This window comes from Micromonospora qiuiae (assembly GCF_016863555.1).
In the GTDB taxonomy this organism is placed as follows: domain Bacteria; phylum Actinomycetota; class Actinomycetes; order Mycobacteriales; family Micromonosporaceae; genus Micromonospora; species Micromonospora qiuiae.
In genome coordinates, this window is the sequence record NZ_BOPC01000059.1 from 39,658 (window position 1) to 57,806 (window position 18,149).

Here is an 18,149-nt window from a genome sequence, read left to right on the forward strand (position 1 = left end):
CGTCGGTGGATCGAGGCTGAGAGGCGCCGCACCCGACCATCAGGCCCTTATCCACCTGCCAGATGACCACCACCATCACCCCTTGGAGCCTGGCGTCCACAACCACCTCCGGCGGCCCCCTCGCGACCTTCACCTACTGGGCGGCCCCGACGTCGGCGGGTCACACCGCGCCCCTCTCCGCCGAACCGGCCTGGAGGGGGCCGTGGCTGGCATCGCACGGCTTCGTCGTGCTCGGCATCCAGACCAACAGCCGCGACGATTTCGGCACAGCCCACCCCAACATGGCACATGGCCGGCCGCCCACGGCGTTGTCCTCGGGCGGCGGGACGGTGCTGCAGTTTCTCAGCCACCGGCCGGCGTGCGTGCGGCGCTCGTCGTACGGGAACCGATCCCCACGGGAACGTTAGGTGTTTCCTTGACGGCCGTCATCGACGTGTCTAATGTTTTCATAAACATCCTTCGATGGAGGTGCCATGAGGCGAACCAGGGCAGCGCTGGCTGGAGTGGCCAGCTTCCTGCTCCTCACCGTGGGTTTTGTCGCCCTGTCTCCGCCGGCGTCCGCCGCGTCGCTGGTCGAGGTGACCAACTTCGGCAACAACCCGGGCGGCATGCGGATGCACATATACGTGCCGGACAACCGGCCCGCCAATCCGGCGATAGTGGTAGCCATGCACGGCTGCGGCGGATCGGGGCCGGGCTTCTACTCGGGCAGCGAGTTCGCCTCGCTGTCGAACCAGTACGGGTTCATCGTGATCTACCCGAGTGCCATGCAGGAGGCCGGGTTCGGCAAGTGTTTCGACACCTGGTCGGACGCGTCCAAGCGCCGTGGTGGCGGCAGCGACCCGGTCTCCATCGAGTCGATGGTGAACTACGCCCGGACGCAGCACGGCGGTGACATCAACCGGGTCTACGCCACCGGCAGCTCGTCCGGCGGCATGATGACCCAGCACATGCTCGCGGTCTATCCCGACCTGTTCAAGGCGGGTGCATCTTTCATGGGCGTGCCCTTCAACTGTTTCGCCAACGCGGCCGCCTACCCGCCCGGCGGTTCCTGCACCAACGGCACGATGAACCGGACTCCCCAGCAGTGGGGTGACCTGGTTCGGGCGGCGTACCCCGGCTACACCGGCCCTCGCCCGCCGATCCAACTGTGGCACGGCACCAACGACACCCTCGTGCCCTACTCCCTGTTGCAGGAGTCGGTCGAGCAGTGGACCAACGTGCACGGGCTGAGCCAGACCCCGACGTCCACCGACACCCCGCAGCCCAACTGGAACCGCCGCCGCTTCGGCACCCAGGTCGAGGCATACGCCATCCAGGGCGCCGGGCACAGCCTGCCGTCGAGCGGCATGGCGCGGGTCGCCATCCAGTTTTTCGGCTTGGACCGCTCGACCTCACCTACCACTCCGCCGCCGACCGGTACGCCGACGCCGACCAACAACCCGACCACACCGCCGCCCACCTCACCACCCGGCTCCACCAGCGAAATCATCGGCACTCAATCCAACCGATGCATCGACGTACCCAACGCCTCCCGCAACAACGGCACCCGGGTCCAGCTCTACGACTGCAACAAGCAGACCAACCAGGCATGGACCTACACCGCCAACAAACAACTACAGGTCTACGGCAACATGTGCCTCGACGCCGCAGGCTCCGGCAACGGCGCCGCAGTCCAGATCTACAGCTGCCACAACCAGACCAACCAACAATGGAACATCAATTCCAACGGCACCATCAGCGGCGTCCAGTCCGGACGATGCCTCGACGCCTGGAGCACCAACAACGGCGCCCAAATCCAGCTCTACGACTGCCACGGGCAGACCAACCAGCAATTCCGACTCGCCCGCCTCGCATAACAATCATGACCCACACGACAAACTGAACCGGGCGGGCCCGACACCACGCCGGGCCCGCTCGAAGGCGGCCACCTGACGGGCGGAACGCTGACGGCGGCCTGAAGCGGATCCGAAGAGACCCTGGTTGGCTCAGCTACCTACATGGCGACCGGAAGCGTCTCGATCCAACAGGCTGCGACCTTTGCGGCCAGCAGGGATTGGGCCTCCTCGGCGTCCGCCCGTGTCAGGAAGACTCCCGCACCCGAGATCTTCGGCCCGTTTTCGCTGCCCACGTCGGTCGTGAGGACGAAGACCGCTACCGCGCCGCGCTCGACAGCGGCACCGACCCCACCATCGTCAGCCGCTGGATCACCGACGTCCACGCCGACAGGTCACCGCCGAAGCAACCCTGCGCCGACTCACCGGACGCCACACCATGCCCCCGGACGAGATCCGCCACATCTTGGCAACCCTGGGAAACATCACCACCGTGCTCCGCGACGCCGACCCCGCACGCCCCCGACTCGCCCCACGCGGCTGGCCCCGACCGCCACCTCGCCCGATTCCCGAGAGCATAGGCACGCATCGGCCTCTCCGGCCTGGCCATAGAGCCGGATGGAAACTGATCTGCGCCGAAGGAAGGAGGCCAAGGGGCGCTTGCCCGAACGACACGACGACGACGCGCACGTACAGTCGATTCCATTCGCCGGCCGGCGGTCGGAGTACGGGGAGAACGGTCGAATGAAGCCCAGAAGAGTGAGCCTGCTGGACCTCGGGTTGGATTCATCGTTCGACGCGGCGATGACCTTCGTGCAGTCGACACTGCAGAACATCAACGCCGGGTGCGAGGAACCCATCGTCGACATCGACTTCGTCCGGTCGCGAGACCCCGACACGGTGGTCTCCGCCTTCACCGCATCATGCGACGTCCTACATGTCATGGCGCACGGCGATCATACGGTCACGCCGACGTTCAGCAGCACGGACGGCAAGGTCGAAATCTCGTTGGAGCACCTGGGAGAAGTCGCGGCAGACCAGAGCAAGGGCATCTCGACGAGCGCCATCATCGCGGACGGCTGCAAGACCGGCACCGGCGTATGGCAGAAGGCGGTGCGGGACTGCCTTCAGGGAGAAGTGACCTACATCGGCACCTCCGCCGTCGTCGGCTGGCACGAGAGCGGTGTCTTCTGCTCCGCGTTCTACGGTGCCCTCTTCCGCAACCGCGGCAGGGGCATGACACCGGCCGAGCAAGCCCTGGATGCCGCCGATCGCGCCATCCAGGCGTACACCTTGCTGACCGACAGGGAACTGCCCGTTCAAGGTCGTGACTTTGAAGCCGAGCCAGCGAGCACGCACACTGCTCGGCTAGTTCCGGCGCCGTTGAGCCGCGAATGCGGAGCCTGTTGGGGTTCGAGGCGCCCCGGAATCCAACACCTCGAGACCGGGTTTGACCTGGAGTGTTGGCTTTGGATGTGTGTCGTGATTGACACGAACCGATGCCCAGTGTGGTGATGTGGTTCACCAGCGTTATCCCGCTCGGCTGAAGATCAGCCTAGCTTGACGGGTCCTGAGCCAGGCGTTCGGGACCCGTCTTTGCGCGCGAGCCCCCTCCGGCTCAGCCGGACGCGCCTCCACGACCTGACGCGGTGTGCGCTCATGGCTCCCCTCTGTGTCAAAACACCATCGGTAGGAGAGTTCTATCCTGGGTGGCGGCGGGTCCGGGAAGTGACTTCTCCGAAGAGCCGGCCTGGGGATGCGGGTCGGTCACGCTAAAGCCAGTAGGCGTTCCCCGGTATCCTCCCGGACCCGCCGCCGTGGCTACCGCGTCGTTGATCATGCAGCGGTAGACGATGTCGGACAGGCGTCGTTTCAGGGCGCGCATCGCTTCCATCGAGGTCTTGCCGGCGGCCTTCTTCCGGTCGAAGTAGGCGCGGCCATCGGTGGGATTGCGCAGCTGGACGGTGGCCATGATGTGTAGCACCCGGTTGATCTGCCGGTTCCCGGCACGGGAGAGCCGGTGGCGAACCTGCTCGCCGAAGGACGCGTCGATGGGAGCGGTGCCGTTCCAGGAGGCGAAGTGGGCCCGGTTCGGGAACCGGGTGATGTCACCGACCTCGACCAGCAGCCGGGCAGCGCCGGAGGGTCCGATGCCGTGCAGGTCCATCAACGTGGTGCCGGTGGAGTCACCAGTTCCTTCAACTCCTTGTCGGCCTCCTTGGAGCGCTGGTAGATGCGTTCGAGGTCACCGATCAGCTCCGCGGCGACTCGCCGTCGGGCCTTGCCGACCGCGTCGCGGGGCCGGACCGTGGCCAGCAGTGCTTTGGCCTGGGCGGCGGACAGGCTCTTCTTCGCCCCGCCCGGAATCAGTTCCAGCAGCAGTTGGTGCAGCTGGGACACCATCCGGGTGTGATCCTCGCCGAGAGAGCGACGCCGGTCGACCAGAATCCGCAGCAGAGCAAGCTGCTCATCGTTGACCACCGGGCGCAGCCCGGTCATGCGGGTGCCGACCAACGCGATGGAGTGTGCGTCGGTGGCGTCGGTCTTGCGGCCCTGCCCGGTGGCGAACACCCGCGCCCGGGCGGACAGCTTCGGCGGAACGTCGACGACCTGCTCGCCGTCGGCCAGTAGCCGGTTGGCGATGTGCCGGCCGATGCCCTGACAGCCCTCGATCGCCCACACCCGGTCCGGCCACCGGCCGGCGTACTTCGTGTAGCCGTCGCGGTCGGTGTCGAACCGGCCGCCCCCGACGACCGTCTCGTCGCCGGCCATGACCTCGATCGTCGACGAACGCTTGTGCGGGTCCATCCCGATGACCACACGATCTGACGTGCCACTCACCGCATCCTCCGATGCTCGAACCACCTGGTTGTCGAGCCGGGAGGGCAACGCCACTTCGAGCCGAGCAAACCCCTCTTGAGCCTCTCCCCGCCCTGGGGCGACGCCCGGGCCACGCAGGCCAAATGAGAGCCACACGACCAGCATGGGCAGCCGAAAAGTGAGCGACGGCCCGGGCGCCTCGACCGAAGCCTGGCCGGGCCACGGTCACAGGTCAATGAAACAAGTAGCCGAAAAGCGGATACTTGATCAAGCGTTGGAGGGTACGCCAGCCGTCAATCCGCCGTACACCTTGCGTTCACGTCTAGTTCTGACGTAGTTCAAAGCTGGCTTTGAGGTTCACCTGGTTACGTCGCTTCGTCCCTACCGTAACCAGATGGGCTATGAGGATGCGACTACCGTTCCGACGACGTGCTGTGCCGCCGGATCGTCCCGGCGGCGGTGAGCCGTCAGACTCCGACCGTTCGACGCCGCCGGGCAGCCCGGCTCCGAGCCGTAGTGATGATCATGCCGGTCATGCGCTGCGGGCGCCGAGCAGGTTGCACGCCTTCAACCGCTACGAGATCAAGTATCTGATGCCGAGCACTGCGGTGCCCGAGTTGCGCAGGGAACTCGGCAGGCGGCTTGATGTCGACAGTCACGGTGTCGGTGGTGGCTACGGCGTCTGGAGTGTCTACTACGACACCCGTGATCTGCGGTTCTACTGGGAGAAGATTGAGGGTTTGCGGTTCCGTCGCAAGTTGCGGGTGCGGCACTACGGCGACCGGTCGACGGTCGACGACGACAGCACGGTGTTTGTGGAGATCAAGCAGCGGGTCAACCGAGTCACCCAGAAACGCCGGATCGCCCTGCCCTACCACCTCGCCCGTGAGCTGTGCGACCGCCGGGTGATGGTCGCGCACGAGCCGGGCCAGCGAGCCTTCCTCGAAGAAGTGTTGGATCTGCTCTGCCGGCTCGACCTGCGACCGGTGGCGATGACCGGGTACCAGCGTGAGGCGTTTGTCGGTCGGGGTGCCGAGGCCGGTCTGCGGGTCACCGTCGATCACCGGGTCCGTGGCCGTGATCGCGACTTCCATCTCGGCGCCGACGCCGAGAACCGGCTCATCGTGCCGGCTCGGCTCGCGGTGGTGGAGTTGAAGGCGAACGAGCGGGTGCCGTACTGGCTCACCGACCTCGCGGCCGAGCTAAGCATGTCGGTGGTGCGGATCTCGAAGTACTGCCAGAGCGTCGAGGCGTTCGGCCGCGTACCCCGATCGGTTTTCCATGTTTCTGATGACGACCCCGCTGGCGCCGCGGTGCCGGCCGCTGCCCGAAGTGAGGCCTGACCCATGCCATTCGACGTCCAAGATCTGTCCGGCACGTTCAGCGTCGGTGACATCGCGATCGCGCTGTCGCTGTCGTTCGTGCTCAGCGCGATGATCGGTTGGGTCTACCGGTTCACCCACCGCAACGTCTCCTACAGCCAGTCCTATGTGCAGACCCTCGTCATCCTCGGCATGCTCATCGCGTTGATCATGCTGGTGGTCGGGTCGAACATCGCCCGCGCGTTCGCCTTGGTCGGCGCGCTGTCCGTGGTGCGGTTCCGCAACGCCATCAAGGAGACCCGCGACGTCGGTTTCATCTTCCTGGTGATGGGTGTCGGGATGGCCGCAGGTACCAGGTTCTACACCCTGGCGATCGTCGCGGCCGTGGCGATCTGCCTCATCATCCTGGTGATGTACAGGTTCAACTGGTTCGCGTCCAGCATTCAGCGGCAGGTGGTGAAGGTGCAGGTGCCGCCGGACGGCGACCACACCGCGCACATCCAGGACGTGCTGATCGCGCACACCAGTGAGTTCGAGCTGGTGAGCATAGAGTCGATCCGCGGCGGTGCGCTGACGGAGATGATGTACACCGTCCGGCTGAAGAAGGGCCACGGACCCGGTGAGCTGATCGCGGCTCTGGGCGAGCGGACCGGCGGACAGCGGGTCACCGTGCTGACCGGCTACGACCAGACGGACCTGTGATGACCCCGTTACAGACGTCACCGGCGCCTGCGCGTGGTGCGGTACGGCGGAGGCTGGCGCACCGGATCCCGGTGCGGATACGGCACTACTGGAAGCTGCTGGCCGCGTGCGCGGTGTTCGTCGTCGTCTGCGCGGTGGTGTTCAGCACCGTACGGGTCACCCCGCTGGTGACCAGCAGCAGCGATACCAGCGCCGACCATGTCACCCAGAACATCGTCGGGACGACGGACCTGTTCGACGCCACCGTGGCGCACCGGATCACCCTGACCTTCCGCGACGAGGACTATCAGCGGCTACTCGACGATTTCTGGGCGGACGACGAGAAGAGCTTCCTCGAGGCCGACCTGACGATCGACGGCACCCGCATCCCCAGCGTCGGTATCCGGCTGAAGGGCAACTCCACCCTCGGCGGACTGACCCGTAACGGCGAGGCGCGGCAGCGGGGATTCGGCCGCGACCAGCCGCCGGGCGCCGGGCAGCAACCCCAGCCGGGCGGCAACGGCCCTGGCGGTGGCTTTCCCGGCGGTGGTTTCCCGGAGGGTGCGCCGGACGGCGACCAGCCGGGCGGGGCACGGGGCGGTGCTGGCCCGGGCGGGTTCGGCCAGGCATCGCTCAAGGCCGAGGAGCCGGAGAACCTGCCGTGGTTGATCCGCTTCGACGAGTTCGTCGAAGGTCGTCGCTACCAGGGCCACCGCGAGGTCGCAGTGCGGGTTGCCGGGATGGGTGGCGGCAGCACGGTCCTCAACGAGGCGGTGTCGCTGCACGTGTTGGCGGCTGCCGGTGAGACCGCTCAGCGGTACGCGTACTCGAGCTTCACCGTCAACGACCGGCCGACCACGGCCCGGCTCGTCGTCGAGCACCCGGACGAGGGGTTCGCCGACACGCTGGGCGGTGACGGTGTGCTGTACAAGAGTCTGGCCACCGGGCAGTTCACCGACCAGGGTGACGATCCGACCAGTTACGCCGACGACTTCAAACAGATCACGATGAAGGGCAGCCAGGACCTCCAACCCGTCATCAACCTGATCAGGTGGGTCAACACCAGCAGCGACGCCGACTTCGCCGCCCACCTCGGCGATCATGTCGACGTGCCGGCGCTCGCCCGCTATCTGGCCGTGCAGAATCTGCTGCTCAACTTCGACGACATGGCTGGGCCCGGCCGCAACTACTACCTCTGGTACGACCTCGGCGCGAAGAAGTTCACGGTCGTCGGCTGGGACTACAACCTCACCCTCAGTGGGGAGGCCACTCAGGGCCCGCACGACACCGTTCGGATGGGCGGCCGCTTCCCGCAGGCCGGAGCCGCTCCACCCAGAGGCTTCCAGCCACCGGAAGGCATGCAGCTGCCGGAGGGCATGCAGCTGCCGGAGGGCATGCAGCTACCGGAGGGTATGCCGCGCCCGGACGGCGACGCCGCCGGCGGGCGGGGTCGGCCGGGCGGTCTGGGCGGCAACAAGCTCAAGGAACGTTTCCTTGCCAGCGCCGCTTTCAAGCCGGTGTACGAGGACGCCTACCGCGACCTCTACCAGAAGATCTACGCGGACGGGACGGCGTTGAACGCCGTCGAGAGCATCACCAAGGTGCTGTCCACCGTCGACGGCTACGACGAGCAGAAGACGACGGCGGACGTCGAGCAACTGAAGACGCTCCTCCGGCAACGGACGTCGCATCTCGCCACCGACAGCGTCATCACCAGCGGGTGAGGTGTTAACCGGGCGACGGGATGCAGAACCCTGCGGCCGGTGGTGTGCGTTGGAGGCACACCACCGGCCGCGAGCGGCGTGCAGCTACGGAGCGGTGCCGGTCCCGGATCCACCCGACCGATGTCGCTAACGGCGGGATAGCGGAGTCGATGGGCCCGTAGCCACGGGTGACGATGCGGGGCGCAGCACGCGAGCTGCGGATTTGCGCGCTCCTGCCGATCGGACCGAACCTGGGCCTACGGCTCGGCGGTTGCGGTCGGGCGGAGCACCTCACACGCCTGCATGGCCTCGGCGACCTTCGGGTCCGTGGTAGCCGGGTTGGCCCGCAGGTCGACACCCCGGTCGGCGAGGCAGTTGCGGTACGCCGCGCTGGCGTCGCGGTTGCCGCCGCCCGGGCCGCCTTGCCCGCCGGGGCCGTTGCCTGCCGGGCCGCCGCTGGACCGCACCGATGCGCAGGCTTCCTGAGCCTTCTGCCAGGTCGCGTCGTCGACTCCCTCCGGGCGGAAGCCACCCATCCGGCCGCCGCCCGGCCCACCGGACGGGAACGCGGTGGGACGCCCGGATGGGAAGCCGCTGGACCGGCCCGAGGGGAACGCGGTCGGCCGGCTGGAGGGGAAGGTGTTCGAGATGTCGATGCCCTGGTCGCGGAGGCAGTCGAGGTATGCCGAGGCTCCGTCCGGCGCGCCTGTGGGGTCCTGGCCGGGGTCGCTGGATCCGCCGTCGCGGTCCGAGCCGCAGCCGGCCGCCAGGAGCAGCGCCGCCGACCCGGCGGCCAGCCCAAGGGTCCATCGCGAGCGGGGAGACTGTCGCGTGCGCAGAGACACAGGTCCTCCATCCTCGTCATGCCGCCGGATCGGGAACGCGGCACGCTGGCCAATGCAACCGCCACTACCTCCGGGCCAGGTCAGGCCAAGCTCAAAGAACCCTTCGAATCGACTCTGAGGGAACTCCGAGGTACGGCTCAGCCACCTGCGAGGTGAGGCACCGATACTCGCCGCTCATGGGCTTGTTCCGGAGAAGATGGCGTGGCCGCGGCCGGCTCGCCGTGTGCGGCGTCGCCGCGCTGGTCGTGATCGGCACTGCGGTGGCGTGGACGCTGCACAGGGCAGAGCCGGCCCCGACGGACGGGAGCGACACCGTACGGGTCGACCGGGGTGAGGTGGTCACGGCTGTCGCGACGACCGGAACCCTCGAGCCGGCACAGACCCGCACGCTCGGCTTCGCCGCCGACGGCACGGTGACGGCGGACAACGTACGCCCCGGAGATCAGGTGAAGACTGGTCAGGTACTCGCCGAGATCGACGCCACCGACGCGGAGGAGCGGGTCGCCGACACGCAGAAGTCGCTCGACGACGCGGAGGAGGCCCTGCAGGACGCGGAGGAGGCGGCCGACGGCGGGGCCGGTGCCTGCCCCGTCTCCGCACCCCGGACCGGGCAGGCCGTCGAGGTCGGCATGGTCGTCGGTCGCGGCGCGCCGCCGTCGGTCACGCCGTCGGCATCACCGAGCAGCCAGCCGTCGCCGTCGCCGACCCGGTCGACTCGGCCGCCCGCCGGCCAGCCGTCGGCGAGCCAGCCGCCCCGCTCCGGTGGCGGTCAGGCACCCGGCAGTGGTCAGGTACCGGGCGGTCAGGTGCCGGGCGGTCAGGTGCCGGGTGGCGGCCGGGGTGCCGAGTGTTCCGGTCAGCGGGTCGGGGATCCGGTACTCGCCGCGCAGCAGCGGGTGACGAGTGCCGAGGTCGCGCTCGCCGAGGCGGAGGACCGGCTGGCCGGTACGAAGATCAAGGCGCCGGTCGGCGGGAAGGTGCTCACGGTGGCCGGCGCGGTGGGTGCCGACGTCGGTACCGGCGGCACGTTCGTCACACTGGCCGACGTGGCGGGCATGCAGGTGAGCGCCGATGTCCCGGAGGCATACGCGGGCCGTCTGAAGCTTGGCCAGGGCGCGACCGTCACGCTCGCGAACCGGCCGGACGAGGAGTTCGCCGCTCGGGTCGTACGGGTCGACCCGGTCGGCGCCGCCGACGGCGACCTGGTGCGCTACGGCGTCGTCGTCGCCTTCGAGACGGTTCCGGCGGAGCTTCTAGTGGGCCAGAGCACGAACGTGCGGGTGCGTACCGGTGAGGTCGCCGGGGTGCTGCGGGTCCCGTCGACGGCGGTGCGCGGCGACGGGACCGTCTTGGTCAGGACCGGCGCCGGCGATCAGGTCCGGGCCGTCGAGGTCGGGCTGCGCGGCGACCGGTACACGGAGATCAAGACTGGGCTGGTCGAGGGCGACGAGGTGGTCACAGCCGGCGTCGAGGGAAGTCCCAGCTAATTCTGAGGTAGCTCCGATAGAAGGGATGACGTGGCTGGACGGTTGACCCGGGTGCTCGTCGTCGACGACGAGCCCAATATCTGTGCCCTGCTGTCGGCGACGCTGCGGCTCATCGAGTTCGACGTACGGGTCGCCGGTGGTGGGCACGAGGCGTTGGCGGCGGCGGTCGAGTTCGAGCCGGACCTGGTGGTGCTGGACGTGATGCTGCCCGACCTCGACGGGTTCCAGGTCGCGCAGCGGCTGCGGGCCGGGCCGGGCCCCCACGTTCCGGTGCTCTTCCTGACCGCCCGCGACGCGGTCGAGGACCGCATCTCCGGCCTGACCGTCGGCGCCGACGACTATGTCACCAAGCCGTTCAGCCTCGAGGAGGTGGTGCTGCGCATCCGGGCGATCCTGCGTCGCAGCCGCATCGAGCCGGACGGCGACACCGGCGTGCTGCGGTACGCCGACGTCGAGCTCGACGAGGACGCGCACGAGGTGCGTCGCGGTGGCCGGCTGATCGACCTGTCGCCGACCGAGTTCAACCTGCTGCGCTACCTGCTGGTGAACGCGGGCCGGGTGGTGAGCAAGGCGCAGATCCTGGACCGGGTCTGGAACTACGACTTCGGCGGCGACGGCCGGATCGTCGAGTCGTACGTCTACTACCTCCGCAAGAAGATCGACCGCTGGGAGCCGCCCCTGATCCACACGGTCCGTGGTGTGGGTTACGCGCTGCGCCGGCCCCCGGACGAATGAGAATGCCCAGGTGGCGGCAGTGGACGCTGCGGTCCCGCCTCGTCGTCGCCGTCGCCGCGCTCAGCGCGGTCGCTCTGGTCGTGTCGAACGCGGCCGGCATCGTGCTGCTGCGTCAGTACCTCACCGACCAGATCGACAACGAGCTCGCCGGGATGCGGCACGTCGCGGCCCGCCCGTTTCCGCCCGACCAGGCCGGCGACAGCCCGTTCCCCCGGGGCCGCTTCGACATGTACCGCACCATCCTGGTCTTCGACTCCGACGGCCGCCGGTTGCCGTCCCCGTCACCCGACGAGATCTCACCACCCGACGTGGGGGCGCTCGCCGCGCTGCGGGAGAAGGCGGACGACGGGCCGTTCACCGTGAAGTCCGTCGACGGCGAGGACCACTGGCGGGTGGCGGTGGTCACCCAACCCGACGGCGGAGTGGCCGTACCGGCGATCTCGCTTCGCCAGGTAGAGGCGACCGCGGACCTGCTGCTCGCCATCGACCTGGTCGTAATGCTCGTCGTGCTGTTCCTGCTCGCGCTGGTCGCCGCCGCGGTGGTCCGGATCGGCCTGCGCCCACTGATCCGGATGGAGAGCACCTCCGCGGCGATCACCGCCGGCGACCTGACCCACCGCGTCGACGACGCCGACCCGCACACCGAGTCGGGCCGGCTGGGTATCGCGCTGAACTCGATGCTCGACCGGATCGAGTCGGAGGTCGCCGCGCGGACCGCGTCCGAGCAGCGACTCCGGCAGTTCGTCGCCGACGCGTCGCACGAGCTGCGTACCCCGCTCACCTCGATCCGCGGCTTCGCCGAGCTGTACCGGCGCGGCGGAGCGCCGCCCGGACGGCTGCTCGACGAGACGATGTCCCGCATCGAGGGCGAAGCCGCCCGAATGGGGCTGCTGGTCGAGGACATGCTGCTGCTGGCCCGGCTGGACCGCCAGCGGGAGCCGCAGCGGCGGCCGGTCGACCTGCTCGCGATCGCCGCCGACACGATCCGCGACGCGCACGCCCGCCGTCCCGACCGCCCGGTCCGGCTGGCCAGCTTCGGCGGCGACCAGTGCGCCTTCGACCCGGTGACGGTCCTCGGCGACGAGCACGGGCTGCGCCAGGTCGCCACGAACCTGGTCGCGAACGCGCTGCAGCACACGCCGCCGCAGACCGACATCACCGTACGGGTCGGCCGGCTCGCCACCTACCGGCCCCGCCGTCACACGGCCGCGACGGTCGGCGAGGAGCCGCCACCGCGTACGCCGCTTGCCGTGTTCGAGGTCGCCGACAACGGTCCCGGCCTGCCACCGGAACACGCCGGCCGGGTCTTCGAGCGGCTCTACCGGGCCGATCCGAGCCGCGCCCGCAGCAACGGCGGCTCCGGGCTCGGCCTGTCGATCGTCGCGGCGATCGTGCACGGTCACGGCGGCCGGGTCGAACTGGAGACGAGCCCCGGCCAAGGGGCCGCGTTCCGGGTGCTGCTGCCCACCGGTTCCCAGTCAGCTTTGAGCTAGCGCGGGGCTTGCTCCGAGCCGCCCCCTGCAAGCTGTCGCGCATGCGCCGGCGCCGTTGCGTTGGGCGTTGGGCGTTGGGCGTTGGCAAGATCGAGGCATGCTTGAGCAGTGAGGTCATCGACCCGACCTGATTCATGGCTGCCTCCGAGATCGGCGTTCGCCGGGTTCCGGTTCCCGCCCGAGGTCATCGTCGTCGCGGTGCGCTGGTATCTGCGGTTCAACCTGTCCTATCGGGACGTTGAGGAGTTGCTGGTCGAGCGTGGCGTGGAGGTCGATCACGTCACCTGTTCCGGTAGGTGCAGCGGTTCACGCCGCTGCTGGCCGACGCGGCCCAGTTCTGCCGCCATTCACCAGGCGACAGGTGGCACGTCAACGAGTCCTACGTCAACGGAGTCTGGCGGTACGTGTACCGGGCGGTCAACCAGTACGGCCAGGTCATCGACGTGCTGGTCTCGGCCCACCGTGACCGCCGACGCGGCTCGGCGGTTCTTCCGCCGGGCGCTGTCGGTGTTGAAGGTGACACCCAGCGAGGTGGTCACCGACGCTGCCGCGGTCTACCCCGGTGTGCTCGACGAGCTGATCCCGTCCGCGTGGCACCACGTCGAGCAGTACGCCAACAATCCGTTCGAGGCTGATCACAGCCGACTGAAACACCGGTTGAGACCGATGCGCGGGCTGCGAACGGACCACACAGCACAGGTCAGCATCGCCGGACACGCCTTCATGCAAAACCTACGCCGCGGCCACTACGAACTCGCCGCCGACGCCCCGCCCGCTCTGCGGATCGCCGCCGCGTTCACCGAACTCGCCCAAGCGATCTGACCGCAGACCCGACACGGGCGCGTCTTCCGATCCCACAACGCAACGGCGCCCTCCGGGACGGCACCAGCCTGCCTACCCATGATCATCTCCCAATCGGGCGCTATAGGCGTTAGCGATGGAAGGTGTCCTCATTCGGCACCGTCCGGTGCCGTTTTTGTTGCCCTGTAGCGCCGTCGCGGTTCGCCGATGCCGGGTCCGTACCACCCGGGGTCGACCCGTACTGAACTGCCGAGCACAAATCGATCCCGCATCGGGCGCTGCCGCCCGTGGTGTAGGCTGCCACTGTCAGTAGCGGGGTGTTGCGTCGTTGGCAGTCGTTCCGAGTCCGCGCGTGTCGTGAATGGTGAATCACGAGGATGATGTGCTCACGGGTTTGTCAGGAGCAGGGGTAGCAGCGCGTCGCGTAGCTGCTCGGTGACATCGACGATTTCCCGGTGAATCGCCGCCTTGTCGTCCAGCGCCACCATAATGTCGCCGATGGTCACTTGAGTGGCGAGCGGCGGGATGAGTACGGGCAGGGTCCGCAGGGTGCTGACGGTCAGCGTCGGAACGGTGGCCGTGGAGGCATGTCGAGAGATCCAGTCGCGCACTGCCGGATGCCCCAAGTAATACTGCAGGTACCGAGGGTCGACGGTCGGGATGGGGCGGAGCCGGAAGCAGGCGGTACCCGTGATCCAACCGACCTGGTCTAGGGTGGCCAGGGCTTGCTTTCCCAGATCACCGGTTCGCACAGAGATCAGGTCACCGGCAACGAGGCGGTACCGGTCCAATCGAGCGGCCGCGTCGGCCGTTACCGAAATCGTGCTACTGCCCGCGATGCGCCCGTACTGCAGGTGCTTCGGCGCGACGACGTCAATCGGCACGCCACCAGTCTCGACTGGCCGAATCATGCTGCTCGATGGGCCGGCCATGACGCTGCAAACGCTCTCCAGCGGCACCTCCTGCCAGCCGTCCGGTAGGGGACCAATCAGCGTGTTCACAGCGACAGCTCCTCTAAGTAGGCGTCGACGGTGCGGTCAACGCTGGCGGCTTGTTCGGCGAGCTGATGCAGTCGTTGCGTAAGTTCGCCGACCTGCCGGGCTTGGGTGCGTGAGTCAGGTGTCACGTCAGACGAAGCAACGTACGCGCGCGGGTTCAGCCGATACCGGCTCGCGCGGATCTTCTCGAGGGAAACTGCGGCTGCAAAGCCTGGCTCCGCATGGCGACCGTGTTCGCGCCATTGACGGTACGCGTCTTCGATCCGGTGGATGTCTGGGCCGGAAAGGGTTCGTCGACCTCGGTGTCGCACGCCGCCAAGGTCGGTCGCGTCCACGAATAGCACCTCATCCGTGCGTTCGCCGGAGGGCAGCCGCAGCAGCCACAGCGTGACTGGAATGTCGGTGGCGGTAAACAACTGCGCCGGCAGCGCGATGATGGCCGACACGACTCCGTCCTCGATCATGGAGGCTCGGATGCTCTGCTCCTGCCGATTTTCCGATTGGCCGGCGCCGTGCGTCATCACCACGGCCGCCCGGCCACCTTGATCCAGGGAGGCGACGACGTACTGAAGCCATGCGTAATTAGCGTTGTGCGCCGGAGGCACGTCGTATCGCCACCGACCGGCGACACGATCAGTGTTGCTCCAGTTCGTAAGGTTGAACGGAGGGTTCGCGGTCACCACGTCAAATCGGTGATCGGGCGCCCCGGCCGGTAGCGTCTTGACTGGGCTCGGAAGGACGCGGGGGGTCACTCCCCTCAGACGCAGGTTCAAGTAGGCCAGCGCCGCCGACCGCGCCGTGTAGTCGGCGATCGCGATCGTCAGCCGGCCGTTGACGTCGCCCGATTGAGTCAGCCGATCCAAGATCGCGGCAGGAAACTCGCCGGCCTTGCAGCACGGATCGAGTAGCCGGTCGCCCGGTTTTGGATCGAGCAACACGGCGGCCAGTTCCGTGATGGCCTCGGGCGTGTGAAACTCCCCTCCTTTGCGCCCAGCGGTCAGATTGATGCCGGCGAGTAACGCGCCGAAGACTCGTGTCAACGGGAGTTCGGCATCGAGGCTAAGCCGAGTGACGAGTTCGTTGAGCGGCGCCAGCGACGCCTCGCGAGCCTTGCGCACGGAGTCCAGCAGGGGGCGGAGGATCGCCGGGTCCTCCTGACCCGCGGCAAGGTCGGCAAGGATCGCGCGCTCAAGGTCCAGGCCGCCATCACTCAGCGAATCCCATGCCGGTCGGCTGCGCAGATATACTAGAAGGAGCAGGACGTCACCGAACTCGATGACATCGAGCATTCCCCGGTACCGATCGTAGCCGCGCCATAGCATATCGGTGACGCGCCGCCATGCGTCATCTCCGCTGGTCACGCCTACGCCCCCGCCCATTACGTCGCTCATGGCTTCTGTCCTTGTCCGTCTTATCGCGCCGGTCGGGGATGATCCGAAGCCACAGCGTCAGTAGGTCCTTCGACTCCCACGGCAGAATCCGATGGGTGAGGACAAGTACGAAGACACCGACGACCGTCCACCACGGCGCCTGCATCAACGCCGTGCCCGCCGGCACCGCGATACGGATCAGTGCATCAACGGACGCCTTCATGACGGCGCATGTCCGCCGATACACAAACGACGCGAGCGTGACGACCCATGGGCGGCGTGGCAGCCGACCGCGGACCTCATCATGTCAAGCGCCTCCCTCCCCGACCTCACGAGCGTATGCGCGTATGACCCTGCGCGTCAACGCGCAGGGTCATACGCGTTCAGATGCAGGCTCAGCGGAAGGTGTTCAGGACAGCGCCGTCGCTCTCGCGCCGCCAGGCAGTCCAGCCGTTCGCTGAAGCGCCAGCACATGCTGTCGCAGCATCCGACGGGGATTGGTACCGGCGACCGTCCACCTCCAACTCACCCGACGCCAGCACCGTCGCCGTGAACCGTTGCCGCCGGCGTGGCCGATGCCAGAACAGCCGATCCCCCGGATTAAGCGCCCCGCTGATCAGCAGGGGCGCCAAAGGACCGCGAGGCGGGCCAACCGGCGGGGTCGCCGGCGGATCCGGCTGGCCGATCCTCAGCCGTATCACCAGTTCCTCTCCCGCTGCAAGGCTCGCGGCCAACTCGCGGGAGACCTCCACCGTCAGTTCCATCAACCTAAGCCAGATCCTCTGAGTCCTTGGTTCTTCTCGGTACTCAGCATAGTCTACGCGCCAGCCGGCTGAGGCGTGTTTCGTAAGTCGGGGTGTGATGAGGCATGCGCGATGCTGCCCGCAGTGCGGGATCCGGGCCGTCCGGGTCAAGGGCTGGGTACTCACCCGCCCGCGTGATCTGCCGGTGGCCGGGCGCACCATCCGGTTGCGGTGGCGCAAACGCCGCTGGCACTGCGACCAGCCCGGATGCCCAAGAGCGACATTCACCGAACAGGTGCCACAGGTCCCGGCCCGAGCCCGGATCACCGTCCGCCTGCGGCAGGCCGCCGGCGCGGCCGTCGCCGACGGCAACTGCACGATCGTGCAGACCGCCCGTGACCTGGGCGTGTCCTGGCCGGTCGTGGCAGCGGCGTTCACCGCTCACGCCAGCACGGTGTTGCCGGCCGAACCGGAGCCGGTGACCGTGCTGGGCATCGACGAGGTCCGCCGCGGCAAACCGTGCTGGAGCATCGACGAGGTCACGCAGTCGTGGACCACCACCGTCGACCGCTGGCACGTCGGCTTCGTGGATCTGGTCGGCGGGCAAGGGCTACTCGCCCAAGTCGAGGGCCGGACCAGCAGAGCGGTGACCGACTGGCTCACCCAACGCCCCGTGGCCTGGCGCGAACAGATCGGGGCCGTTGCGATCGACATGTGCACCGTGTTCAAGGCCGCCGTCCGCGAGGCGCTGCCGCACGCGCTGCTGGTCGTGAACCACTTCCACGTCGTGCAACTGGCCGACCGGGCCGTCAGCGAAGTCCGCCGCCGCATGACGATGACTCACCGCGGCCGACGCGGCCGGAATGGCAACAACGCAACCGGCTGACCAGATCAGCAGTCCGTATGCGCGCCGAACACGTCGACCGGCTGACCGACACCCTCAGCAACCTGCCCGCCAAGATCGACACACCGATCCTGACCGCCTGGAACGCCAAAGAAGACCTGCTCGACCTCGTCGCGCTCGCCCGCACCCACCCCCACCGGCAGACCGTCGCCCGACTGCTGCACCGCTTCTACACCGCTGCGCCACCACTGACCTGCTCGAACTACACCGCCTCGCCACCACGATCGAGACCTGGTGGCCAGAAATCCACGCGTTCCTGCATACCGGCATAACCAACGCCGGCTCAGAAGGCACCAACCGCGTCATCAAAACCATCGCCCGCAACGCCTACGGATTCCGCAACCCCAAAATCAACGCCTCCGCACCCGCACCGCCACAACCCGCCGCCACCGCGAACACCTCAACCCCGCTT

Annotated in this window: 16 protein-coding genes and 2 pseudogenes; 11 read left to right on the forward strand and 7 right to left on the reverse strand. The window is 67.9% G+C overall.

The window, feature by feature from the left end; genetic code table 11:
• Positions 1 to 62: 62 nt before the first annotated feature.
• Together Vqi01_RS20680 and Vqi01_RS20685 are read left to right on the forward strand one after the other, a co-directional pair.
• On the forward strand, positions 63 to 407 hold the full coding sequence (locus tag Vqi01_RS20680; RefSeq protein WP_204036492.1) for a poly(ethylene terephthalate) hydrolase family protein: 345 nt from the start codon (positions 63 to 65) through the stop codon (positions 405 to 407).
• Between the two features lie 66 nt (positions 408 to 473).
• Positions 474 to 1,859 (forward strand): extracellular catalytic domain type 1 short-chain-length polyhydroxyalkanoate depolymerase, encoded by a 1,386-nt coding sequence (locus tag Vqi01_RS20685; protein ID WP_204036473.1) that lies wholly within the window; start codon positions 474 to 476, stop codon positions 1,857 to 1,859.
• Positions 1,860 to 1,996: 137 nt separating this feature from the next.
• Here the strand turns inward: Vqi01_RS20685 and Vqi01_RS20690 are convergent, their stop codons facing one another.
• Positions 1,997 to 2,221, reverse strand: a complete 225-nt coding sequence (locus Vqi01_RS20690; protein WP_204036474.1) for a hypothetical protein — start codon at positions 2,219 to 2,221, stop codon at positions 1,997 to 1,999.
• 232 nt (positions 2,222 to 2,453) lie between these two features.
• Between Vqi01_RS20690 and Vqi01_RS20695 the strand changes: the two genes are divergently transcribed.
• A complete protein-coding gene (locus Vqi01_RS20695; RefSeq protein WP_204036475.1) occupies positions 2,454 to 3,350 on the forward strand; it encodes a hypothetical protein in 897 nt (298 codons plus the stop codon).
• A gap of 160 nt (positions 3,351 to 3,510) precedes the next feature.
• Here Vqi01_RS20695 and Vqi01_RS20700 read toward each other — a convergent pair whose 3' ends face one another.
• Both Vqi01_RS20700 and Vqi01_RS20705 read right to left on the reverse strand, forming a co-directional pair.
• Entirely contained in the window at positions 3,511 to 4,002 is a 492-nt protein-coding gene (locus tag Vqi01_RS20700) for a transposase (protein ID WP_239098544.1), read from the reverse strand.
• Positions 4,002 to 4,676, reverse strand: a complete 675-nt coding sequence (locus Vqi01_RS20705) for an IS110 family transposase (RefSeq protein ID WP_239098538.1) — start codon at positions 4,674 to 4,676, stop codon at positions 4,002 to 4,004. The genes Vqi01_RS20700 and Vqi01_RS20705 overlap by 1 nt, the downstream gene beginning before the upstream one ends.
• 386 nt (positions 4,677 to 5,062) lie before the next feature.
• On the opposite strand from Vqi01_RS20705, the gene Vqi01_RS20710 reads away from it, so the two are divergent.
• The 3 genes from Vqi01_RS20710 to Vqi01_RS20720 all read left to right on the forward strand — a co-directional run bounded on the left by Vqi01_RS20710 (position 5,063) and on the right by Vqi01_RS20720 (position 8,382).
• The gene (locus Vqi01_RS20710) at positions 5,063 to 5,998 is read left to right on the forward strand and encodes a polyphosphate polymerase domain-containing protein (RefSeq protein ID WP_204036477.1); all 936 of its coding nucleotides are present in this window, start codon (positions 5,063 to 5,065) and stop codon (positions 5,996 to 5,998) included.
• A 3-nt stretch (positions 5,999 to 6,001) separates the two neighbouring features.
• The gene (locus tag Vqi01_RS20715; protein ID WP_204036478.1) at positions 6,002 to 6,679 is read left to right on the forward strand and encodes a DUF4956 domain-containing protein; all 678 of its coding nucleotides are present in this window, start codon (positions 6,002 to 6,004) and stop codon (positions 6,677 to 6,679) included.
• Between the two features lie 71 nt (positions 6,680 to 6,750).
• On the forward strand, positions 6,751 to 8,382 hold the full coding sequence (locus Vqi01_RS20720) for a CotH kinase family protein (protein WP_239098540.1): 1,632 nt from the start codon (positions 6,751 to 6,753) through the stop codon (positions 8,380 to 8,382).
• A 236-nt stretch (positions 8,383 to 8,618) separates the two neighbouring features.
• Here Vqi01_RS20720 and Vqi01_RS20725 read toward each other — a convergent pair whose 3' ends face one another.
• Entirely contained in the window at positions 8,619 to 9,206 is a 588-nt protein-coding gene (locus Vqi01_RS20725) for a hypothetical protein (RefSeq protein ID WP_239098541.1), read from the reverse strand.
• Between the two features lie 176 nt (positions 9,207 to 9,382).
• Between Vqi01_RS20725 and Vqi01_RS20730 the strand changes: the two genes are divergently transcribed.
• From Vqi01_RS20730 to Vqi01_RS20745, 4 genes and pseudogenes are all read left to right on the forward strand, one after another.
• Entirely contained in the window at positions 9,383 to 10,693 is a 1,311-nt protein-coding gene (locus tag Vqi01_RS20730) for an efflux RND transporter periplasmic adaptor subunit (protein ID WP_204036480.1), read from the forward strand.
• Positions 10,694 to 10,723: 30 nt separating this feature from the next.
• A complete protein-coding gene (locus Vqi01_RS20735; RefSeq protein ID WP_204036481.1) occupies positions 10,724 to 11,428 on the forward strand; it encodes a response regulator transcription factor in 705 nt (234 codons plus the stop codon).
• A 2-nt stretch (positions 11,429 to 11,430) separates the two neighbouring features.
• Positions 11,431 to 12,921, forward strand: coding sequence for a sensor histidine kinase (locus Vqi01_RS20740; RefSeq protein ID WP_443673856.1), 1,491 nt, complete (start codon positions 11,431 to 11,433; stop codon positions 12,919 to 12,921).
• A gap of 138 nt (positions 12,922 to 13,059) precedes the next feature.
• Positions 13,060 to 13,743, forward strand: a pseudogene (locus Vqi01_RS20745) (IS6 family transposase).
• Positions 13,744 to 14,108: 365 nt separating this feature from the next.
• Here Vqi01_RS20745 and Vqi01_RS20750 read toward each other — a convergent pair.
• The 3 genes from Vqi01_RS20750 to Vqi01_RS31650 all read right to left on the reverse strand — a co-directional run bounded on the left by Vqi01_RS20750 (position 14,109) and on the right by Vqi01_RS31650 (position 17,055).
• Entirely contained in the window at positions 14,109 to 14,723 is a 615-nt protein-coding gene (locus Vqi01_RS20750) for a restriction endonuclease subunit S (protein WP_204036483.1), read from the reverse strand.
• Positions 14,720 to 16,111, reverse strand: coding sequence for an N-6 DNA methylase (locus Vqi01_RS20755; protein WP_204036484.1), 1,392 nt, complete (start codon positions 16,109 to 16,111; stop codon positions 14,720 to 14,722). Before Vqi01_RS20755 ends, Vqi01_RS20750 begins: the two co-directional genes overlap by 4 nt.
• Before the next feature lie 374 nt (positions 16,112 to 16,485).
• Positions 16,486 to 17,055: a DUF4357 domain-containing protein gene (locus Vqi01_RS31650; RefSeq protein ID WP_372444390.1), complete on the reverse strand. Its 570-nt coding sequence runs from the start codon at positions 17,053 to 17,055 to the stop codon at positions 16,486 to 16,488.
• Here Vqi01_RS31650 and Vqi01_RS31800 point away from each other — a divergent pair.
• Positions 16,961 to 18,149 (forward strand): annotated as a pseudogene (locus Vqi01_RS31800) (ISL3 family transposase); the annotation flags it as partial. The gene Vqi01_RS31650 and the pseudogene Vqi01_RS31800 overlap by 95 nt on opposite strands.